Raw genomic sequence first — 17,671 nt, 5'->3', positions numbered from 1 at the left:
GCGTGCCCGGCGTAGCGTCTTCGCGAAGCCGGGCGTTTGAGCACCCCAAGTCTCGCTTGAGCCGCGCTCTCTGATCTCAGATCAACCCTGTCAAACAGCCTGCCGCTCATCGCAGCCGTCGCTCGCGCCCACACGGCCGCGCTCTCGCGGCCTGATCAGCCCGAGCTGTGCTGGCAGTTGGCGTCCTCTTGAATTGAGAGGGCGCAGGGAAGGCCGAGTGCCGACTGGCACCCGCGGCCCCCGTGCGTAAGAGAGTGCACGGGGAAGGAACCACAGGCTCAGCCGGAAACAACCCGGCCTTCCCTGCGCGATGGTTTGAACGGCTGCTCCGTGCTCTCCCAGGGGACAGGGCTTGGTTTGCCCCCGTCATCGGCATCGTCGCCGACCAAGACACCAGCGTAGGGGTGTCGGGACCACACGGCTTGACCGTCCGCACGACAACGTTCGTCCGCACCTCGATTGAGATGCTGCGTCGCCCCACGGCCACCACTCCCCGCCGCAACGTCCCGTGACGATCGCGATGCGCCCCTCTCAGTGCGGGCGGGATGGCGGAAAATGTGGAGGTGATTTGCCCGACGGCGCAAGGGGAATCAGCACGACGGGCAGTTTGTGCAGGGCCACAACGTGGACCGTTCGAGACGCATACTCAGGAGGTCTCCGTCGACCTCAGAGCCAGGGATCTGGCAAGGTGTCACCGATCAAATGTTGACTCACGCTGAGGGGACTAATTAGCTCCGTTCCGGAGCTGGTGGACTTAATCGTCCGCGCGAGCCCGGGGCTCGTTGTGGGGGGCGCTCCTGATTTCGCGGCCGTACTTCATGACCAGGATCCTAAGCGAGCCAATTCTATTCAAGTCGCAGGGCTTGGCTTTGCACAGCCGTGGACGCGTAGCGCGGCTAACTCATGGAACGCGGTCCGCGCCGGCGCTGCCGCCCTGTAGCTGTCACCTCCTGCTTCGGGCGGCGCCGGTCGATAGCGACCGGCGCGGCCGCAAAGCGCCGTCAGCTCACGGGCTGCAAGCCGGCCAACGTCGAAAACAGTCGCTCGCCTTCGGAGTGGATGGCAGCGAGCAGCGTCGCTTCGTCTGTGCGATGCGCCAGATCTCCGGAGCCGGGAAAGACGATGGTGATGATCCCGGGGCCGGCGCCGGAGTTTTCGACCCGGCCATTCGGTCTGATCCGCTCTTCACCGAGCCCCCGCAGCAGCTGGATCGAGCCCTCGCCGATGCGGTTCTCAGGACCCTCGTCGCCGAACACCGCAAAAGTCAACTTGCCCTTGTAGATCACTGCCGCGTAGTCACCGAGATGGATACCGCGACTGCTTGCCCATGTCTTCGGTAGCGGCAAAACGACGTAGGGAACCGTGTTCGCATTAAGCGAGGTGCCGTCCGCATATTTCAACGACGTAGTCGCCTGCCAGTACTTGTCGCCTTTGCCCTTGCCGTCGGGCCAGCCATCGGTGTCGAGCTGCAGCTCGGAATCCAAATAGAGACATTTGTTAGGGAGGATGCCGAGAAAAGCCGGCTGCAGAACGAACGTCTGATGGATGACATCTGCGTTGCGCAGCATGCCGACGATGTCGCCGAGCACTGCACTATTGGCTGCGCTGGGCGCATAGTGCCGCTTCTCCGCGACCCTGAACGAGAAGGTCGGGGACGTGTCGCCAAGCGCGAGCGTATGCACGGCGGATACGAAATACTCGGCCGGGAACGCCGCCTGCAACAGCCGATTGATCGCGGTCGCCACGATCGCATTGTCCGCAGTGGAATCGATCGTCAGCGCCTCAAGCGCCGTCCGCGTTTTGGGGCCCAGTCGGCCGTCCAGGTCGCCGATCGTCTGTCCCAGCCGGATCAGCCCCGACTGAATGAAGCCGGTGACGGGGTCTTGGCCGAGCACGTCCACCTTCACGCCGGTGGAGACGATGGCGCTTGCGGCCATGGCCATATAGGGCTTCGCGAAATTATCGCCCTTCCTGGCCTTGTAATAGTCGTACACTAGGCCATGACTGCCGCGGCAGTCGAAGTGCCAAGCCTCGTCTGCGCCTGAACTTGGCGTGTCGATGACCGGATGGAGGCCGTGCTTCGCTGCAATCTTCCAAAAGTCCGACAGCTTCATCTTGAGCGCGCCGAGATCGAGGTCGAATGCGCGCCCGGCTTCATGCATGCTGCCGCCGGGCGGCGGACTGAAGGCTGTCTTTTTGCCGGTCACATAGTCGAGATGCGCCTGCAACTGCATGTCGTACGATCGATACATGTCGGACAGGATCAGCTTTCCACCTGCAGCCTCGATGTCTGCGGCAGCCGCCCGGACGGCGCCTAGCATGTCCGGCGTGCAGCGTGCCATGCGCTTGGGAAGATCGCCGCCATAGATTGACTTGATCCGAATGTCGTCGAGCGGAGCAAACATTCTGTTATCTCCAAGAATCGCGTTTCTGGATTGGTCCCCTTGTTCGAGACCGTGCGCACGCCGGCGTGAGACTTTTGCTCGTGCCAACCCCGCTCGTCTTGCGCTGCAGCACGAAGCGAGGCGTGTCTCCCGCTTTGGTTGTGAGACGTTTCTCCGGCGCCTTTGGTTCAGGCCGGAAGATCGTATTGGTCGCATGTGAACCTTGACGCGTGTAAGAAGGCGCTATGCCGTTGCACATCTTGCGCTGACCTGACGATTGTCGGGGGACACACGCTGCGTGACGCGTCGCTACTGCAGCAGCGCGTAGGGCGGATCAGCGGAGCGTAATCCTTTGGCTTGGCTTTGCACCACCGGCCGTAGACGCGATGGGCAAACAGGCGCCAATCCGGCGGGAGGTTGATGGACAAGGACAATCGTTCTCCAGATGCGCGCGGGCGGACGGCAGCGCGGGAATTCCGGTGACAGCACTGTCACCGCAACTCTGCGCAACTCCGATGTATGGCCCGGTGCGTCCGGTCGTGCCGGCTTACTGCACGGAGTAGCTCGGCGATGCCGGCAGGATGGTGGGCGGCCGCGGCGAAAAGCGTGGCGCGGCGCTCGCGGGCGCCAACGAGAGGGTCCGCGGTTGAGCGCCTCGCGCGACCGGTACGACCTTCTCTTTGGCCTTTTCGTTGGAATCGACGACTTTGGTGCTGTTGGCGACCTGCTGGTCGAACAGCATCTGGATATAGGACAATGTGCAGATGCTTGCGTGCTGCTGCACGAGCACATAGGCGCTGCAATAGGCATCCGGAGAAGCCGCAATGTTGAGGCTCGCGAGTTTCGCTTGATTGTCCCGGCTGTGCTTGTCGAACGCCTGCCAGGTCAGCTCGCGGATCTTGTAGAGGTAGGGCGAGAAGGCGTACTGCTCGACGAAGGCATTGAAGACGGCCTCGGTGAGCGTGATAGCCGAGCCCACCAGCGTCACGTTCGACGATGCCACCTTGGCCGCCTGGAGGATGCTCTGCGTGCCGAGATTCGTCGCGTTCAGGGCCTTGATGGAGAAGCGGCCGCTCTGCGTCAGCGCCGCGAGATTGTCGAAGAAGACACCGCATTGCTGCTCGACGTAGCCGAAGCCCGTTTCCGCGTAGCTCAATGCGGACCGTCGGGCGTCTGGAGGTGCAGCGCAGTAGGAGCCGTATTGGAAGATGGCCTCCTGATCGATCTTGGCAGTGACGGTGTCCTGAACGGACGAGCAACCGGAAACCAGCAAAACAGCACAAAGTATCGCGCCGCGACCAAGCATGGCGTGCCCCCCAACCAACTAAACCCTGGCGGGTTTCCCCTTGGAGGCGATTAGATCAACTTGTACAATTGCCGTCAATCCGCTTGAATCTTCGTCGTGTGGTCGAGGTCGCGCGGGAGGCTGCAGCATCGATCGGGTGCGCTGGCGGGAAAGCGGAGTTTGTTCGCCCGTCGTCCGCGATTGCGTGTGATCTCGTCCCCGGCGAGTTCGCCGGAATTGGCGGGGTTTGGAGTCGACGCACGAAGGAAGAAAGACCCGGGACGACTGGATCAGTTCGGACGTCATCAGTTCGGACGTCATCAGTTCGGGGGCGAGGTCAGCCAGTCGTCGCCGAGATCGTGATGCTCATGCGAGCTTGCATGGGACGGCTCGTCACAAATCACCGCTCGAATTGCTAATCAGTTCTCAGAAGGCTTGAAAGCAATCTGTCGGAGATGTAGCATTCACGCGCATTTTTTAATTGATTTTATTTTCTTCGTGCGAGGGGCACATGAAGGTCAATTATCGCTCGCTGGTTCCTGGAGGCTATTTTTCCGCCAATCCGTTCGACCGCTCGACCCCCGTCTCGATCAGGTGCAACAATCCCGGAGCCGTGAATGGCGCCGCGTGGGAGCGCCAATACCCTGGCTATGTCGACACCGTCGAGACGACTCCGGGCAACAAGACGACGATCTTCGAGGCGCCCGAATTCGGTGTCGCCGTCTGGTGGGAATTGCTGCGACGATATTCGGTCAGCGGCGCTGACACCGTCGGCAAGATCATAACCAAGTACGGCGGCGGGCAGGATTATTCGAACTACCTTCAGTTCGTGACGCGGAAGACCGGCTTTTCGCCCCGCAAGAAAGTGCCGCTCGACGACATCGGAGTGCTCAGCGCCTTTGGCAAGGCCATGTTTCAATACGAGGCGGGCAGGCCGACTCCGCTGCTTGACGAGCAGATCGAGTACGGCCTCCGTCTAGGTCGCTCCAAAGGCGATACGTCGTTGGCCGGCGATCTTCCAGACATCGCGCTGGCGCAAGTCAGGACCGCCATCTCGCCGCCCGTTCCCGAGATCCTCGCATCGCCTGGCAAGAAACAAACCATCTCCCTCGACACGATCGAGGGCGTTCGGAGGCTTCAGACCATCCTCATCAGGTGCGGACAGCTCGATCCTCCGGCGGATGGCGGATACGGGCCGGTGACGAAATGGGCCTTGAAGAGGTTCGCCGGGCGTGCTGGCATCACCTGGGATCCCGCGGCCGCGGTGCCGGACGAACTGGATCAGGCGCTCCGTGCGGCTGAACCGATGCCGCTGAAGCCTGGTGACGACCTCGCGGGTCGCATCGCGAAGGCAATGATCTCTCACGGTTACTGGATTGCCCGTGATCCGACGTGCTTCAACATCGTCTACATTGAAGGCATGGACCCGGACGGATCGCTCAACGACAATCGCAACAACGTCTTCAACGATCTCAGGGTGGTCTTCTCGGTCGACGAGCAGGGCGTTCCGTACATCCGCAAGCTCTGGGAGGCGACGACCGAGCCGAGCAGGAAGTGGACACTGACGCCCATGAACCCGGGCGGCGCCTTTCATATCAAATTCGGTCAATACAAAGCGTGGATCAAGGGCTGGTATCACACGCATGATGCTTTGCTTCAGGCCGGAACCATCGAAGGCTATCGGGACCCCCTGAAGACATTCAAGCGCGACTTCAACTATCCGGTGGCGGGAGCAGATTTCGGCGTTCATCAGCACTGGGGCTACGACCTGCCGCATGGGGACATGGGCAATTCGAGCGCAGGATGTCTTGTCGGCCGAAGCACCGCGGGACACCGCGAGTTCATGTCGATCATTCTGAAGGATCCGAGATATCTCGCGAATCCGACATATCGCTTCATGAGCGCCATCATTCCTGCGGCTGAAATCTGAGGCGGGAGTTGCGGCGGCAGCGCGCCTCACGGCTGCGAGGCCGCACTCCACGATTGAGGGCAGCGTCATCGTGATGTCACGGTCACCTTGGAGCTGGTCGCGCCCAACAATGAATCGCCCGACTGGGGCTCGGAGTTGGTGGCATAGGGGCCCTGGTGCTTAGAAGCACACTGCAACCAGCTTGCAGCTCACATGCGCGGCGCCTTCGCGGATCAGATAGGAGCTGAACACGCCGTGCCGGCCGGGCAGCGCCTGCTGCGTCGCGGCTTCGGCCAGCGCCAGTCCGTTCTCGCTGTTGCTGAGCAGGACGACGCCGTCGCCGGTCTTGACCGAGGCCATGACGAAGGCGCGGTAGCCGGGGTTGTTGCCCCAGTGCCAGAGATTGGGGCCGTCGCTGCCACGTTCGAGGCCCCAGCCGAGGCCCCAGCTGAGGCCGAGCTTGGCGTCGACCGTGACGGGTGTCCTCGTGATGGTGTCCAGCATCGGCTTGTCGGCGAGCACGGCCGCGACGAAGGTCGTGTAGTCCTGCAGCGAGGTGCTGAGCGAGTAGGCGGCGACCGGGCGCGTGAAGGGGAGCGCGCGTCCGTCGGGCGGCATCGTCTGCGCGTCGGCGCGGCCGATGTAGCTGCTGTCGGTCATGCGCAGCGGCTCGAACACCAGCTTGGCCATCAGCTGATCGAGCGGCCATCCGGTGACCGCCTCGGCTGCGCGCTGCAGCAGGATATAGCCCTCGCCGGAATAGTCCCACCTCGTGCCCGGCTCGGATTCGAATTCGAGCTTGCCGCTGGCGGCGTTGGGCAGGCCGGAGGTGTGGTTCAGGGCCATGCGCACGGTCACCTTGTGCAGGCCGGGCGCGTCGACCCGCTCGCCCGCGGAAGCCGGATCCCACGGCTGGGGGATATGGACGTAGCCGTCGGGAAGATAGGACAGCACCGGCGCGTCGAGATCGAGCTTGCCGGCGGCGACGAGCTTCAGCACCGCATAGGCGAACACCGGCTTGCTCAGCGAGGCCACCTGAAACACGCTGTGCGCCGATGGCGGCGCCGCGCCTGGGCAGCCGGCGAGCATCTCGGTGCGCGCGAGCTTGCCCGACTTGAGGAAGCCGATGGCGGCTCCGCAAATATGGTGACGTTGCACGAGGTTCTGCAGCGGCTGCTCCGCAGAGGGCGGATGCATCTCGTCGATCCCTGCGGCACACGCCGTCAGCAGGAACGCCATCGCGACGGAGAGTGCCTGGAATGCGACCAGCCGTCGTCCAGAGCGTGGCTGGTCCGAAGGCGTGCGGCGGCGGGAGCTGATGCGGCTGTCGCTATCGCCTGCGCGTGATGTCCTGGTCATGCGTCGTCACGGCCCCCATCGTCGCGCATCTTGCGATGGCGCCACGGCCGGTGTTGCCTCTCATCTGCTTCGAGAGGATTTATTTATCGCAGTATTTTATTATTGTAAAACGATAAATTATCGATGTCGCTTCGGCGTCCCCGAGGTCGGTTGCCGAAGCCAGGGGCCTGATCCGTTCGCAAGGCGACTCCGTTCAGCCAAGACGGTTGAGCCAAGACCCTTCATCGATGGTATTGATCGGCGTGCGCCGCGCGTCTTTCGGAGGCCGCCCATGTTCGTCGACCTGCCCGCTCATGGGCCTGATGATCCGAAGCCCGAGCGTCCGAAGCGGCGGCTCTCGGCGCGGGGCGAGAAGGTGCTGATCGCGCTGCTCGGCTTCAACATGGTGCTGCTGGTGATCGCGCCGGTCGGCGGCGTCACGCTGGTCCATTGGCTGATCGCAGTGCTCGCGCGCTGAGATCGTCGTCGCCTCGAAGCGCGCTGCGTGAGCGGCTGCAGCCCCTGGATGATGGGGCACTGTTAGTTGTGGCCCGCCGCCATGTCTGTCGGGCCTGCGTGATCGCTCGATGGGAGCCGCGCGCCGGCTGTCGGTATCGGGTTGTGGCTCCTGCACGGCGGGTCAATGTCGAACGCGCGGCGAGCTCTCTGCATGGCGTCCACATCTCTGCGTTGCAGCACGCCAGCCATGTAGACATCCTGCGAGGGTTGTGAGACGCTCATGGTACATCCAAGCTGCTCCAGCCGATTGATTTGATGAATTGATAGTTGCGCCGGCCCGGTCGATGCGGGCTGTCAGTTGGTTTTGATCGAGGTGAGGTCGGCTCATGACCAATTTCACAGGGCCTCCATCCGGTGCCATTCGCAATCAGCCGATCTCGGACGAGCTGAAGCGCGTCCTGCAAGCCGCGGCCGAGGCGGCGGGCGTCGATACGATCAGGATCAATTCGGGCGGACAGGATCCGCCGGGACCCGGCGCGCGGCGCACGGGCTCGACGCGTCACGACCACGGCCGTGCGGCTGACGTGCAATGCGTCGCTGGCGGCACGACGCTGACCTTCACCGATCAATCCGCGCCGCAGGCCATCCTCACCTTCGTCACCGCCGCGGCGGCGGCCGGCGCGACCGGCATCGGCGCCGGCGTCGGCTACATGGGCAACCGCACCATCCATGTCGGCTTCGGCGTCTCGACGAGCGACCATTCGCAACTCACCTGGGGCGCCGGCGGCCGCTCCGCGACCGCGCCGCAATGGCTGCGCGATGCGGCGCGCGCCGGATGGGCCGCGCCGGCGGCTGCGCAACCGGCGCAAGCCGGCGCCGGTGCGCCCGGCCGCTTCGTCGTGATCGCGCGCGACGGCTTGAAGCTGCGCGGCGGCCCGGGCACGAATTTCGGCTCGGAGAAAACGCTGCCGGCCGGGACCGAGCTGACGGTGGTGGAGCGGTCGATGGTGGACCCGGCGTGGGTCCGCGTCGATCTGGAAGGCGACGGGCTGCTCGACGGCTACGTGTTCGCCGCCTTCCTGGCGCCGGCCGGATTGGACGGCCATCACGAGGATGCGCCCGAGCCGCACCCCGACGACAACTGATTGCGGACGGCACAGCGGTTGCCGCACGTCTGTTTGCTCTGAACGTCTCTTCTATTCAACGTCTCTCTGGTCTGAACCTCTCGTTGCTGATGGAGCGTCTCGTGGTTACAGCTGACGATATCAGTTGGTTCAAGCGGCAGTTTGGCACCCAAATCCAGGCGGCGCTGCCGGGCACGCCGTTCGACGTCGACATGATCGTCGCGATCGCCTGCCAGGAAACCGGCTACATCTGGTCCGTGCTGCGCAAGAAGGATCTGCCGATCGCGCGTGTCCTGGCGCTGTGCGTCGGCGACACCATCGATTTCCGCGGGCCGGGCAAGGGGGGGCGGGTGGCCTTTCCACGCAACAAGGAGCAACTGGTCGCCGCGCCGAACGGCCAGGCGATGTTCGACATCGCGCGCAAGGCGCTCGTCGACATGGCGGCGTTCATTCCGGGTTACAAGGATGCGGCCGCCAACCCGAAGAAGTTCTGTCACGGCTTCGGCGTGTTCCAGCGCGACCTGCAGTTCTTCGAGGTCGATCCGGACTACTTCCTGCAGCGCCGCTACGAGACCTTCTCCGACACGCTCGCGCAATGTCTCGGCGAGCTGCGGCGCGGGCTGAAGACGCTCCACTTCGAATCGCGGACGAGCCTGACGGATGAGGATTTCGCGAAGGTCGCAATCGCCTACAACACGGGCGGCTACAAGCCGGCCAAGGGATTGAAGCAGGGGTTTTTCGACGGCGAGAAGTTCTACGGCGAGCGCATCTTCGACTATGTCACGCTGTCGCGCAGCGTCGAGACCAGCCATGCGCTCGCCACCGGACGCTACGTCGTGATTGCGCGCGGCGGTCTCAAGCTGCGCGGAGGGCCCGGGACGAGCTTCGATTCCGAAAAGACGCTGCCGGCCGGAACCGAGCTCACCGTGGTCGAGACCGACAGTCACGATCCGACCTGGGTGCGGGTGGACCTTGAAGGCGACGGGCTGCTCGACGGCTACGTCTTCGCCAGCTTCCTGGCGCCTGCCGAGCAGCATGCCGGCGGCAGAGAGGACGCCCCGGAGCCGGCGTGACGCGCCTCCCGGCACTGCGCCTGGCGGCGTCGCGCACGGCGCGCGCCATCAGGGCATGCGGCGATAGATCTGCAGATAGTTGGTCGAGGGCCGGCCGCCGATGCGCCAGCGCATCGTCAGCGGGTTGAGCTCGACGGCCACCGTCTCCACCGGCAAAAACCGAAGCGGCGCGAGCAGCGTCTGCAACTCCGCGGGCTTGACGAAGCGGCGCCAGTCATGCGTGCCGCGCGGCAGCCAGCCGAGGATGTATTCCGCGCCGATGATCGCCTTCACGAACGAGGTCGACGTGCGGTTCAAGGTGCCGATCACGAGAACGCCGCCGGGCCGCACGAGGTCGGCGACGTGGCCGACGAAGCGGGCGAGATCGGCGACGTGCTCGACCACCTCCAGTATCAGCACGATATCGGCGTGAGCGCCTTCGGCGACGAGCTCCTCGGGCACGGCATGGCGATAAGCGACGTCGGCGCGCTGCTTGCGGGCGTGGTCGGCGGCGACCAGCACGTTGCGCTCGGCCGCGTCGATGCCGAGCGTCTTGGCGCCGAGTCGCGACAACGGTTCGGTGACGATGCCGGCGCCGCAGCCGACGTCGATGATCTCGAGCCCGGCCAGCGGCAGGTTCGCCGCGGGATCGCGCCCGACCAGCGCCGGCAGCCGCTCGCAGAGATAGCCCACGCGCGCGGCGTTGAAGGCGTGGACGAGCTTGAACGCGCCGTCCGGCTTCCACCATTCCTCGGCGAGCCGCGAGAACCGCGCGATCTCCGCGGGGTCGATGGTCGAGGGACCTTCGGCGGTCGCGGCGAAGGCGGGCTTCACGGCATCCTTGTAGAGCATGACTGTCCTTCCTCCGCTGGATTGCTCACCGCGCGAGGCGCAGCAGCACGGCGGCGCTCAGCACGATATGGATCAAGGTGAGCACGACCGAGGCGCCATGAAGGCGGGCGAAGCGGCGCGTGTCGCCCGCATCGGTGGCGCGGTTGATGGCCGGCATCAGGACCTGTCGCGCGAGCACGGCCGTCAGCGCGATCGCGGCCAGGGCTGTCCCGGCGAGCGCGTCGCCGCTGAGCGCGAGCAGGCCCGCCGCCGCCGCCGCGGCGATCACGAACAGATAAAAGTGCGGGAAGGCGCGGCGGATCAGCGTCCGCGTCGTGTCGGCCGGCAGCGCGCTGAACAGGAATGGCGCGAAGCCGAACGCGAACAGCGTCATGCCGCCGAACAAGAGCGCGGTCGCAAGCAGGGCGGCGGCGTTGATCATCGCGTTGATCACGACCTGGGCTCCGAGCGTGCCGGCCGGCGCGGCAGGATGTAAGGCACCCGCGCGCGATAGGTTTCAAACCGCGCGCCGTAGATCTGCGTGAAGCGCTGTTCCTTGAAGCGCGGCGCCAGCAGGCAATAGGCCGTCAGCACCGAAGCCACCGCGAGCTGGTCCGGCGTCCACACCGGCACGGTCCACAAGGACAGCGCGAACGACAGATAGATCGGCTGGCGGATGATCGCGAACAGGCCGCGCTGGGGCATGTCCGGAAAGCGCGGCGCGCGATCGGCGGCGAGCGACAGCCAGCCGAGTGCGCCGGACTGCACCTCCACGCCGGCGTCCCAGCTCGCCTTGATCAGCAGCAGCCAGGTGCTCGCATAGGCGAGACAGAGCACGACGAAGGCTGCACCCTGCGCGCGCCACCAGATCACCCCGCTCGGCGTCCACAGCGCGAACAGGCACAACAGCTGGAGCGAGGCGATGATCGCGTAATGCGTGGTGGCGAGCGTCGCGCCATGCCGGCCGAGCCGCATCAGCCAGCGCCGTCCCCGGCCGAGCAGAAGCGAATGCAGCAGCGGAAACTGCACCAGCAGGGCCGCATTCGTGGCGACGGCCCAGGGCCAGGGCACGCGGCCGACGCTTTCGCTCATGCCGAAGAACATCGCGCCGATCATCGCCAGCACCGCGAGGGCGAAGAGGGTGTGGCAGACGAAGCCGGACATCAGCGCGATGGCAATGCGCCGCGCGCCTTCAGGCGCGGCCAGCGCGGCGCGCAGCAGTGCCGTCAGGCGGGAGAGGTGGGAGATGTCGGCCGGGTTGCTCACCTCTCGGCTACGCCGGGCGGCGAGAAGCGGATTTCAGCAGGTCATCACGGATGCGTGAGATGATCTGCCGGTAGCGGAGGCGCGGAGCCTGACAGCTCAGACCTTCATGTCGATCACGGTCCGGCTCATCTCGTCGCTCGCCTTCAGCACGCGCGCATTGGCGGCGAAGCTGTATTTGGCGACCAGCTGGCTGATCATCTCCTGAGCGAGATCCACATTGGGCGCGGCGACAAGGCCGTCCTTGTTGGCAAAAGGCGCCGAGGGCTGGTAGCTCGCCGACGTCCCCTGGCTCGCCTTGGCGATCGTCGCCTGGGTGCCGCCGCCAGCGACGTCGCTCTGCACCAGCGTCAGCGGATCATAGGCCTTCGGCGCTCCCGCCGGCAACGTGCCGTCGGCGTTCGGCAGCGCGCCGGTGCTCATCGCATTGGCAACGTTCGAGGCGGACACCTCGAGCCGCTGCGAGGCGGCCTTCATGCCGGAGACGGCGATGGTGGCGATCGGACTCATGGGGCGCAGCTAAACGCAGAGCTTACGAAGCAAGCGTGAAGGCTCGCGGCGAGATCCGAGCGTTCGGAGCAAGGTCTCGTTCACCATGGCTCAGTGCTGGAGGGGGCCGGCGGTCGGCCTCAGCCGCGGCATGATCACGGTGGATTGCTGTGGAGGTCGATTCCGGCCGGCCTGTTTCCGCGGTAAATTCGCGAGCTTGAGGGAGTTCCGTCATGCCCAAATCTGGCACCCAACCGGCTGGTCTCGACCACCACGCCAAAAAGCTCGCGGCCGGCTTTGCCAAGGGCCGGCTGCCGCAGCCGACGCCGGAGCTCGAACGCTTCCTGCTCGCCAACGCCACCGAGATCTTCGCGGCGGCCGAGGGCGTGTGCCGTCACATGCCGCCGGCCGGCGACGACGAGGCGCTCGGCATTGCCTATCTGTTCCTGCTGCAGATGCTGCTCGCGGGCCTGAACGAGCGCGCCAAGCGCGGCGTCAAGGACGCCGCCGACCTCATCGCGCGCTTTCAGTCCGATCTCGCCGCCCGCGTCGAAGCCGGCGACATTGAGGGCACGCTGCTGGCCTATCTCGGCGGTGCGCTGCAGCAGGCAGGCGTCGCCGCATCTCCCGAGCTCACCAAGGCTTCGGCGGAGCTCGTCGACGAGGATGAGGACGACGTGCTGCCGGGCGATATCGGCCTGGTGCTTGATGAGATGCTCGAGGCCTGCGACGGCGACCCGTTCGAGATGGTCTCCTCGTTCGCGCAGGGTGCCCACCTTCTTCCTGATGAAGCCAAGGTCGCCGTGATCACCCATCTCGCGCATCAAGAGCAGCCGGATGCACGCGCGGCTGCGGTGCTGTTCCTGCAGAACGGCAGCGCGGCGGTGCGCAAGGAAGCCGCGACGGTGCTCGCTGAGCAGGCCCCCACCTTGTCCCCGGTCGATCTCCGGCGAGTGATCGCGATGCGCAATTGGCGGCCGGAGCGCGAGCGCGCGGCCATCGATGCGATCATCCAGAAGGCGCGCGCGGCCGGCGTGGACTGTGCCCCCTGGGACAAGGGGGCGGTCGATGAGCTCAAGTCCAGCCCGATCGACGGCTCCGGCGCGCAGCTGCTGCTCGCAGTCTCGCCCCTCGACCGCAAGACGAAGCGGATATCGACCATCTTCACCCGCGACGGGATCACCGAGGCCATGACCAGCCCGCCGCAGTCGATTCCGACGGCCAAGAAGCTGGTCGGAGAGGTAGCGACGCACGGCCCGCTGCTGGACGTCAGCCGCGCCTTCATCGACCGCATGATCGCGCATCATCTCGCTCTCACCATCAAGGCCGGCGAGGTGCCGCCCGCCGGGCTCCTGGAAGTCGCGGAGACGATCGGCGGCGCCGCGTGGCAGCCGGAGCGGATCGACTGTCGCGCGGCCCTCGACGCGCTCATTGCCGAATTGCCGGACGATCTGCGCGATCCGGACGACGTCGCGCAGGCGCTGGCGGACAGCGGTGATATCGCCGAGCTCGACGGCATCGAAGACTCCTGGTTCGAGGACGATGCCGAACTGGAGCAGAAGGTGAAGAGTGCTAGCCGGCGTGCCCGCGAGAAGCTTCCCGTCAAGCTGCTGCAGAACGACGGGGCGATCGGGGCGCAGCGGACGCGCTGGGCGGAGCTGTTCGTCCTGACCGCGCTATGGATGCGCGAGGGGCGGGAAGGCGAGTGGCTCAGCTGGGCCGACCTCGCGGTGGTCGCGCGCGCCCTTCTCGACGGCCATGATCTCACGGAGATCGGGCTGATGCGCAACATCGCCCAGCGGACGGTCGAATGTCTCGCCCGCGAAGATGACGACGACGATCTTCAGGAGGACCTGGTCTGATCGTCGCGCAGGCAGGCCAGCGCGCCTGCGACTTCGTCGGCTGTGGCGACGAGAACGTAGTCTCCGCGCGCGGCGCGGACGCCGCCGGTGACCACGACCGCGCGCTTGGGGCAGAGGCCGAAGCAGCTCGTCATGATGACGCGCGGCGACTTGCGGCTGGACGGGGCGGCGAGCTTGCTCTCGCGCTTGATCGCGGTCTTGATGCCCTTCGCGTCGTCGATGCGTTTCAGGCATTTGCGGCAGACGAAGACAGGCGCAGGGCGGCGGGGCGTGACGATCGGGGGACGGGCCATGCTGATTCAGCTAGGCAGCCGGGTGCCCCGCTGCATCGCTGACGAATGCGCAGCCGATGTGCTTCTGGCGAGGTTCCGAGCTGTCGGCGTCAGCGCGGGCCGAGCCGGGCCAGCGCCCACCGCACCGACAGGCCCAGGACAACGGCGGGAATGACGATGACTGCGCCGGCGATCCCCGCGAACGCCAATTCGAGCGGCCAGAGATTGTGCGAGGTGGGGTCGATGGCGGTGTGCCTCGCAATCGAGACGGCGGCGATCGTGGGCGCGCAGAACGACATGACCTGAACGATACGGCGCACCGGAGCGGCATCGGCCAGCACCAGGACCAACGACAACAGGCCGAGCAGCAACGCCCCCGGGGCGACGGCGAACTGTCCCCTGTTGAGCTCGTCATAGGACAGCCGCCAATAGGGGAGGCCCGCCGCCAGCACGACGACGGCAAACGCGGCGAATAGCCAGAGGGGACCGTGACTCTTCATGCTGGGAGCGTCGCAGCCGCACGTTAAGGAGGTCTCACCAGCGGGCAGCCGAGCGACGGACGAGCTATTGCTCATCATCGGAGCATATGATCTGCTTGCCAGCACTCTGGCGGGCGCGCCTGGGGATGGCGGCGGGCGCCGGTTCCCGTTGCCGGGAGGGCCGTGCCATAATGCGTGTCACGCTCGGCCTCGGCGCGCGGCGGACGAATGGGGATGGAGACCGCGCGGCGTCATGGCGGCCAGCGACAGCGACAAATCACGTCTCGACGACGCCGCCCGCGCCGGCTGGCTGTATTTCATCGCGGGCCACACCCAGGACGAGATCGCGCGGATGCTGCAGGTGTCGCGCGCCTCGGCGCAGCGGCTGGTGTCGTTGTGCCTCGCCGAGCGGCTCATCACCTTCCGGCTCGAGCATCCGATCGCCTCCTGCATGGCTCTCGCCGCCCAGCTCAAGGAGCGCTTCGCGCTTGTGCATTGCGAGGTGGTGCCGACCGATCCGGCCGCGCCGACGGGCGCCGCAGGCATTGCCGAGCGTTGTGCGAACTTGCTCGAGACAACGCTTCGCGCGGAGACGCCGGTCATCATCGCACTCGGCACCGGGCGCGCGGTGCGCGCCGCGGTCGAGCGCGTCACGCCGATCGATCGTCCGGAGCATCAGATCGTCTCGCTGGTGGGCAACATTCTGGCCGATGGCTCGGCCAGCTTCTTCGACACCGTCGGCCGGCTCGCCGACCGCACCGGCGCGCGGCATTATCCGATGCCGCTGCCGTTCCTGATGGGCAGCGAGGACGAGCGCGACCGTATGGTCCGGCTCGATGCCATCGCCAAGGTCAAGGCGGTCGCCGACAAGGCCGATCTCAAGCTGGTCGGCATCGGCCAGATGGACCAGAAGGCGCAGATGCATGTCGACGGCTTCGTCACCCGCGACGAACTCACCGAGATGATGCGGCTCGGCGCCATCGGCGAGATCACCGGCTGGGCCTATGACGCCAAGGGCCGGGTGATCGACGGCGGCATCAACCGCCGCCTGACGAGCATCGCGCCGGATGTCCCGGCGCGCGCGATGACCATCGCGGCGGCGCTGGGCCCGGCGAAGATCGCGGCCATCCGTGCGGCGCTGACGGGCCGGCTGATCAATGGCCTGATCACTGACGAAGCCACCGCGCGCGCCGTGCTGGCTTGAAGTCGCCCAACTCTCTCCTCTCGTCATTCCGGGGCATTCGCGCGTAGCGCGGATGAGCCCGGAATCCATAACCCCAAGCGAGGGTTTGGAGACGAGATGTCCACCCTGAGCGTGCCCCGAACCCCTCCCTGTGGGTATGGGTTCCGGGCTCGCGCTGGCGCGCGCCCCGGAACGACGGGCGTGGTGAGAGACGCGATCTTCAGCAGCGCGTTTAATATTTGAGAGATCGCCTCCCGCGTCGCACAACCTGTGCGCGCCGTCGTATGCTTGACAAAGCCTGACTGTTGTTGTGAACATCAGCTCAGCCCGTGAGCATATGTTCAAAAGACACGGGAAGGGAGGAGACCGTGAAGACCATCTTCACTCGCACGCGCACGCTTGCCGCCCTGATGGGCGCCGCCACGCTGCTGACCACGATGCCCGCGTCGGCCGAGACCACCCTGACCATCGCCACCGTCAACAATGGCGACATGATCCGGATGCAGGGCCTGACCGGCGAATTCACCAAGGCCAATCCCGACATCCAGGTGAAATGGGTCACCCTGGAAGAGAACGTGCTCCGCCAGCGCGTCACCACCGACATCGCCACCAAGGGCGGCCAGTTCGACATCCTCACCATCGGCACCTACGAGGTGCCGATCTGGGCGAAGAAGAACTGGCTGGTGCCGCTCGACAAGCTCGGCGCCGACTATGACGCGAACGACATCCTGCCGAAGATCAAGGACGCCGTGTCCGTCGACGGCAAGCTCTATGCCGCGCCGTTCTACGGCGAGAGTTCGATGGTGATGTACCGCACCGACCTGTTCGACAAGGCCGGGCTGAAGATGCCGGAGAGCCCGACCTGGGACTTCGTCATCGACGCCGCCAAGAAGCTCACCGACAAGCAGGCCGGCACGTTCGGCATCTGCCTGCGCGGCAAGGCCGGCTGGGGCGAGAACATGGCGTTCCTGACCGCGATGTCGAACTCGTTCGGCGCGCGCTGGTTCGACGAGAAATGGCAGCCGCAGTTCAACACGCCGGAATGGAAGAAGACACTGTCGACCTATGTCGACCTGATGAAGGAGGCCGGCCCTCCCGGCGCCAGCTCCAACGGCTTCAACGAGAACCTCGCGCTGTTCAACTCCGGCAAATGCGCGATGTGGATCGACGCCACCGTGGCGGCCTCGTTCGTGACCAATCCGAAGGAGTCCAAGGTCGCCGACAAGGTCGGCTTCGCGCTGGCGCCGAACACCGGCCTCGGCAAGAACGCCAACTGGCTGTGGGCCTGGAATCTCGCGATCCCCGCCGGCTCCAAGAAGACCGATGCGGCCGAGAAGTTCATCGCCTGGGCGACCAGCAAGGACTACACCAAGCTCGTCGCCTCGAAGGAAGGCTGGGCCAACGTGCCGCCGGGCACGCGCACCTCGCTGTACAAGAACGAGGACTATCTGAAGGTCGCACCGTTCGCGAAGATCACGCTCGCCTCGATCGATGCGGCTGATCCGAGCCATCCGACGGTGAAGCCGGTGCCGTATGTCGGCGTGCAATACGCCGCCATCCCGGAATTCCAGGGCATCGGCACCGCGGTCGGCCAGCAGTTCTCGGCGGCGCTTGCCGGCTCGATGACGGTCGATGCGGCGTTGGCTGCGGCGCAGTCCGCCACCGAACGCGAGATGAAGCGCGCCGGCTACATCAAATAGGCGCGCTTGGCTATCAGCTCGACACGAAAACTCCTCCCGAG

The 17,671-nt window shown here is 65.6% G+C and carries 16 protein-coding genes; 7 read left to right on the top strand and 9 right to left on the bottom strand.

The genetic code is table 11. The annotated features are described in order from the left end of the window. Nucleotides 1–1,001: 1,001 nt before the first annotated feature. Together BRAO375_RS28615 and BRAO375_RS28610 are read right to left on the bottom strand one after the other, a co-directional pair. The gene (locus BRAO375_RS28615; RefSeq protein ID WP_009030918.1) at nucleotides 1,002–2,405 is read right to left on the bottom strand and encodes a glycoside hydrolase family 75 protein; all 1,404 of its coding nucleotides are present in this window, start codon (nucleotides 2,403–2,405) and stop codon (nucleotides 1,002–1,004) included. A gap of 526 nt (nucleotides 2,406–2,931) precedes the next feature. Beyond that, nucleotides 2,932–3,690: a hypothetical protein gene (locus BRAO375_RS28610; RefSeq protein WP_009030917.1), complete on the bottom strand. Its 759-nt coding sequence runs from the start codon at nucleotides 3,688–3,690 to the stop codon at nucleotides 2,932–2,934. 490 nt (nucleotides 3,691–4,180) lie between these two features. On the opposite strand from BRAO375_RS28610, the gene BRAO375_RS36660 reads away from it, so the two are divergent. Continuing rightward, nucleotides 4,181–5,599, top strand: a complete 1,419-nt coding sequence (locus BRAO375_RS36660) for a peptidoglycan-binding domain-containing protein (protein ID WP_009030916.1) — start codon at nucleotides 4,181–4,183, stop codon at nucleotides 5,597–5,599. A 159-nt stretch (nucleotides 5,600–5,758) separates the two neighbouring features. On the opposite strand, the gene BRAO375_RS28600 is transcribed toward BRAO375_RS36660, so the two are convergent. Beyond that, nucleotides 5,759–6,937 carry a serine hydrolase domain-containing protein gene (locus tag BRAO375_RS28600; RefSeq protein WP_009030915.1) on the bottom strand — a complete coding sequence of 393 codons (1,179 nt, stop codon included), beginning with the start codon at nucleotides 6,935–6,937 and terminating at the stop codon, nucleotides 5,759–5,761. A gap of 271 nt (nucleotides 6,938–7,208) precedes the next feature. Between BRAO375_RS28600 and BRAO375_RS28595 the strand changes: the two genes are divergently transcribed. The 3 genes from BRAO375_RS28595 (at nucleotide 7,209) to BRAO375_RS28585 (ending at nucleotide 9,572) form a co-directional block, all read left to right on the top strand. Beyond that, nucleotides 7,209–7,394: a hypothetical protein gene (locus tag BRAO375_RS28595; protein ID WP_035642790.1), complete on the top strand. Its 186-nt coding sequence runs from the start codon at nucleotides 7,209–7,211 to the stop codon at nucleotides 7,392–7,394. A 367-nt stretch (nucleotides 7,395–7,761) separates the two neighbouring features. Beyond that, nucleotides 7,762–8,520 carry an SH3 domain-containing protein gene (locus BRAO375_RS28590; RefSeq protein ID WP_009030914.1) on the top strand — a complete coding sequence of 253 codons (759 nt, stop codon included), beginning with the start codon at nucleotides 7,762–7,764 and terminating at the stop codon, nucleotides 8,518–8,520. 101 nt (nucleotides 8,521–8,621) lie between these two features. Continuing rightward, complete coding sequence (locus tag BRAO375_RS28585) at nucleotides 8,622–9,572, top strand: SH3 domain-containing protein (protein WP_009030913.1); 951 nt, start codon at nucleotides 8,622–8,624, stop codon at nucleotides 9,570–9,572. A gap of 48 nt (nucleotides 9,573–9,620) precedes the next feature. On the opposite strand, the gene ubiG is transcribed toward BRAO375_RS28585, so the two are convergent. The 4 genes from ubiG to BRAO375_RS28565 all read right to left on the bottom strand — a co-directional run bounded on the left by ubiG (nucleotide 9,621) and on the right by BRAO375_RS28565 (nucleotide 12,155). Beyond that, nucleotides 9,621–10,403: a bifunctional 2-polyprenyl-6-hydroxyphenol methylase/3-demethylubiquinol 3-O-methyltransferase UbiG gene (gene ubiG / locus BRAO375_RS28580; RefSeq protein WP_009030912.1), complete on the bottom strand. Its 783-nt coding sequence runs from the start codon at nucleotides 10,401–10,403 to the stop codon at nucleotides 9,621–9,623. A 25-nt stretch (nucleotides 10,404–10,428) separates the two neighbouring features. Further along, complete coding sequence (locus BRAO375_RS28575; RefSeq protein WP_009030911.1) at nucleotides 10,429–10,824, bottom strand: DUF4149 domain-containing protein; 396 nt, start codon at nucleotides 10,822–10,824, stop codon at nucleotides 10,429–10,431. Nucleotides 10,825–10,832: 8 nt separating this feature from the next. Then, nucleotides 10,833–11,648 carry a methyltransferase family protein gene (locus BRAO375_RS28570; protein ID WP_009030910.1) on the bottom strand — a complete coding sequence of 272 codons (816 nt, stop codon included), beginning with the start codon at nucleotides 11,646–11,648 and terminating at the stop codon, nucleotides 10,833–10,835. Between the two features lie 96 nt (nucleotides 11,649–11,744). Further along, nucleotides 11,745–12,155 (bottom strand): flagellar basal body rod protein FlgC, encoded by a 411-nt coding sequence (locus tag BRAO375_RS28565; protein WP_009030909.1) that lies wholly within the window; start codon nucleotides 12,153–12,155, stop codon nucleotides 11,745–11,747. Between the two features lie 212 nt (nucleotides 12,156–12,367). Here BRAO375_RS28565 and BRAO375_RS28560 point away from each other — a divergent pair, with 212 nt between their 5' ends. After that, nucleotides 12,368–13,996 carry a Y4lR C-terminal helical domain-containing protein gene (locus tag BRAO375_RS28560; RefSeq protein WP_009030908.1) on the top strand — a complete coding sequence of 543 codons (1,629 nt, stop codon included), beginning with the start codon at nucleotides 12,368–12,370 and terminating at the stop codon, nucleotides 13,994–13,996. Here the strand turns inward: BRAO375_RS28560 and BRAO375_RS28555 are convergent. Together BRAO375_RS28555 and BRAO375_RS28550 are read right to left on the bottom strand one after the other, a co-directional pair. Continuing rightward, entirely contained in the window at nucleotides 13,978–14,289 is a 312-nt protein-coding gene (locus BRAO375_RS28555; RefSeq protein ID WP_009030907.1) for a hypothetical protein, read from the bottom strand. The genes BRAO375_RS28560 and BRAO375_RS28555 overlap by 19 nt on opposite strands. Before the next feature lie 89 nt (nucleotides 14,290–14,378). Further along, nucleotides 14,379–14,768: a hypothetical protein gene (locus BRAO375_RS28550; RefSeq protein WP_009030906.1), complete on the bottom strand. Its 390-nt coding sequence runs from the start codon at nucleotides 14,766–14,768 to the stop codon at nucleotides 14,379–14,381. A 232-nt stretch (nucleotides 14,769–15,000) separates the two neighbouring features. Here BRAO375_RS28550 and BRAO375_RS28545 point away from each other — a divergent pair, with 232 nt between their 5' ends. Further along, the gene (locus tag BRAO375_RS28545; protein ID WP_009030905.1) at nucleotides 15,001–15,951 is read left to right on the top strand and encodes a sugar-binding transcriptional regulator; all 951 of its coding nucleotides are present in this window, start codon (nucleotides 15,001–15,003) and stop codon (nucleotides 15,949–15,951) included. A gap of 389 nt (nucleotides 15,952–16,340) precedes the next feature. Then, entirely contained in the window at nucleotides 16,341–17,630 is a 1,290-nt protein-coding gene (locus BRAO375_RS28540) for an ABC transporter substrate-binding protein (RefSeq protein WP_052536156.1), read from the top strand. Nucleotides 17,631–17,671: the final 41 nt, after the last annotated feature.

This window comes from Bradyrhizobium sp. ORS 375 (genome assembly GCF_000239775.1).
Classification (GTDB): Bacteria; Pseudomonadota; Alphaproteobacteria; order Rhizobiales; family Xanthobacteraceae; genus Bradyrhizobium.
Note: the sequence above shows the minus strand (reverse complement) of the source record. Positions and strands in the feature narration are given on the sequence as shown.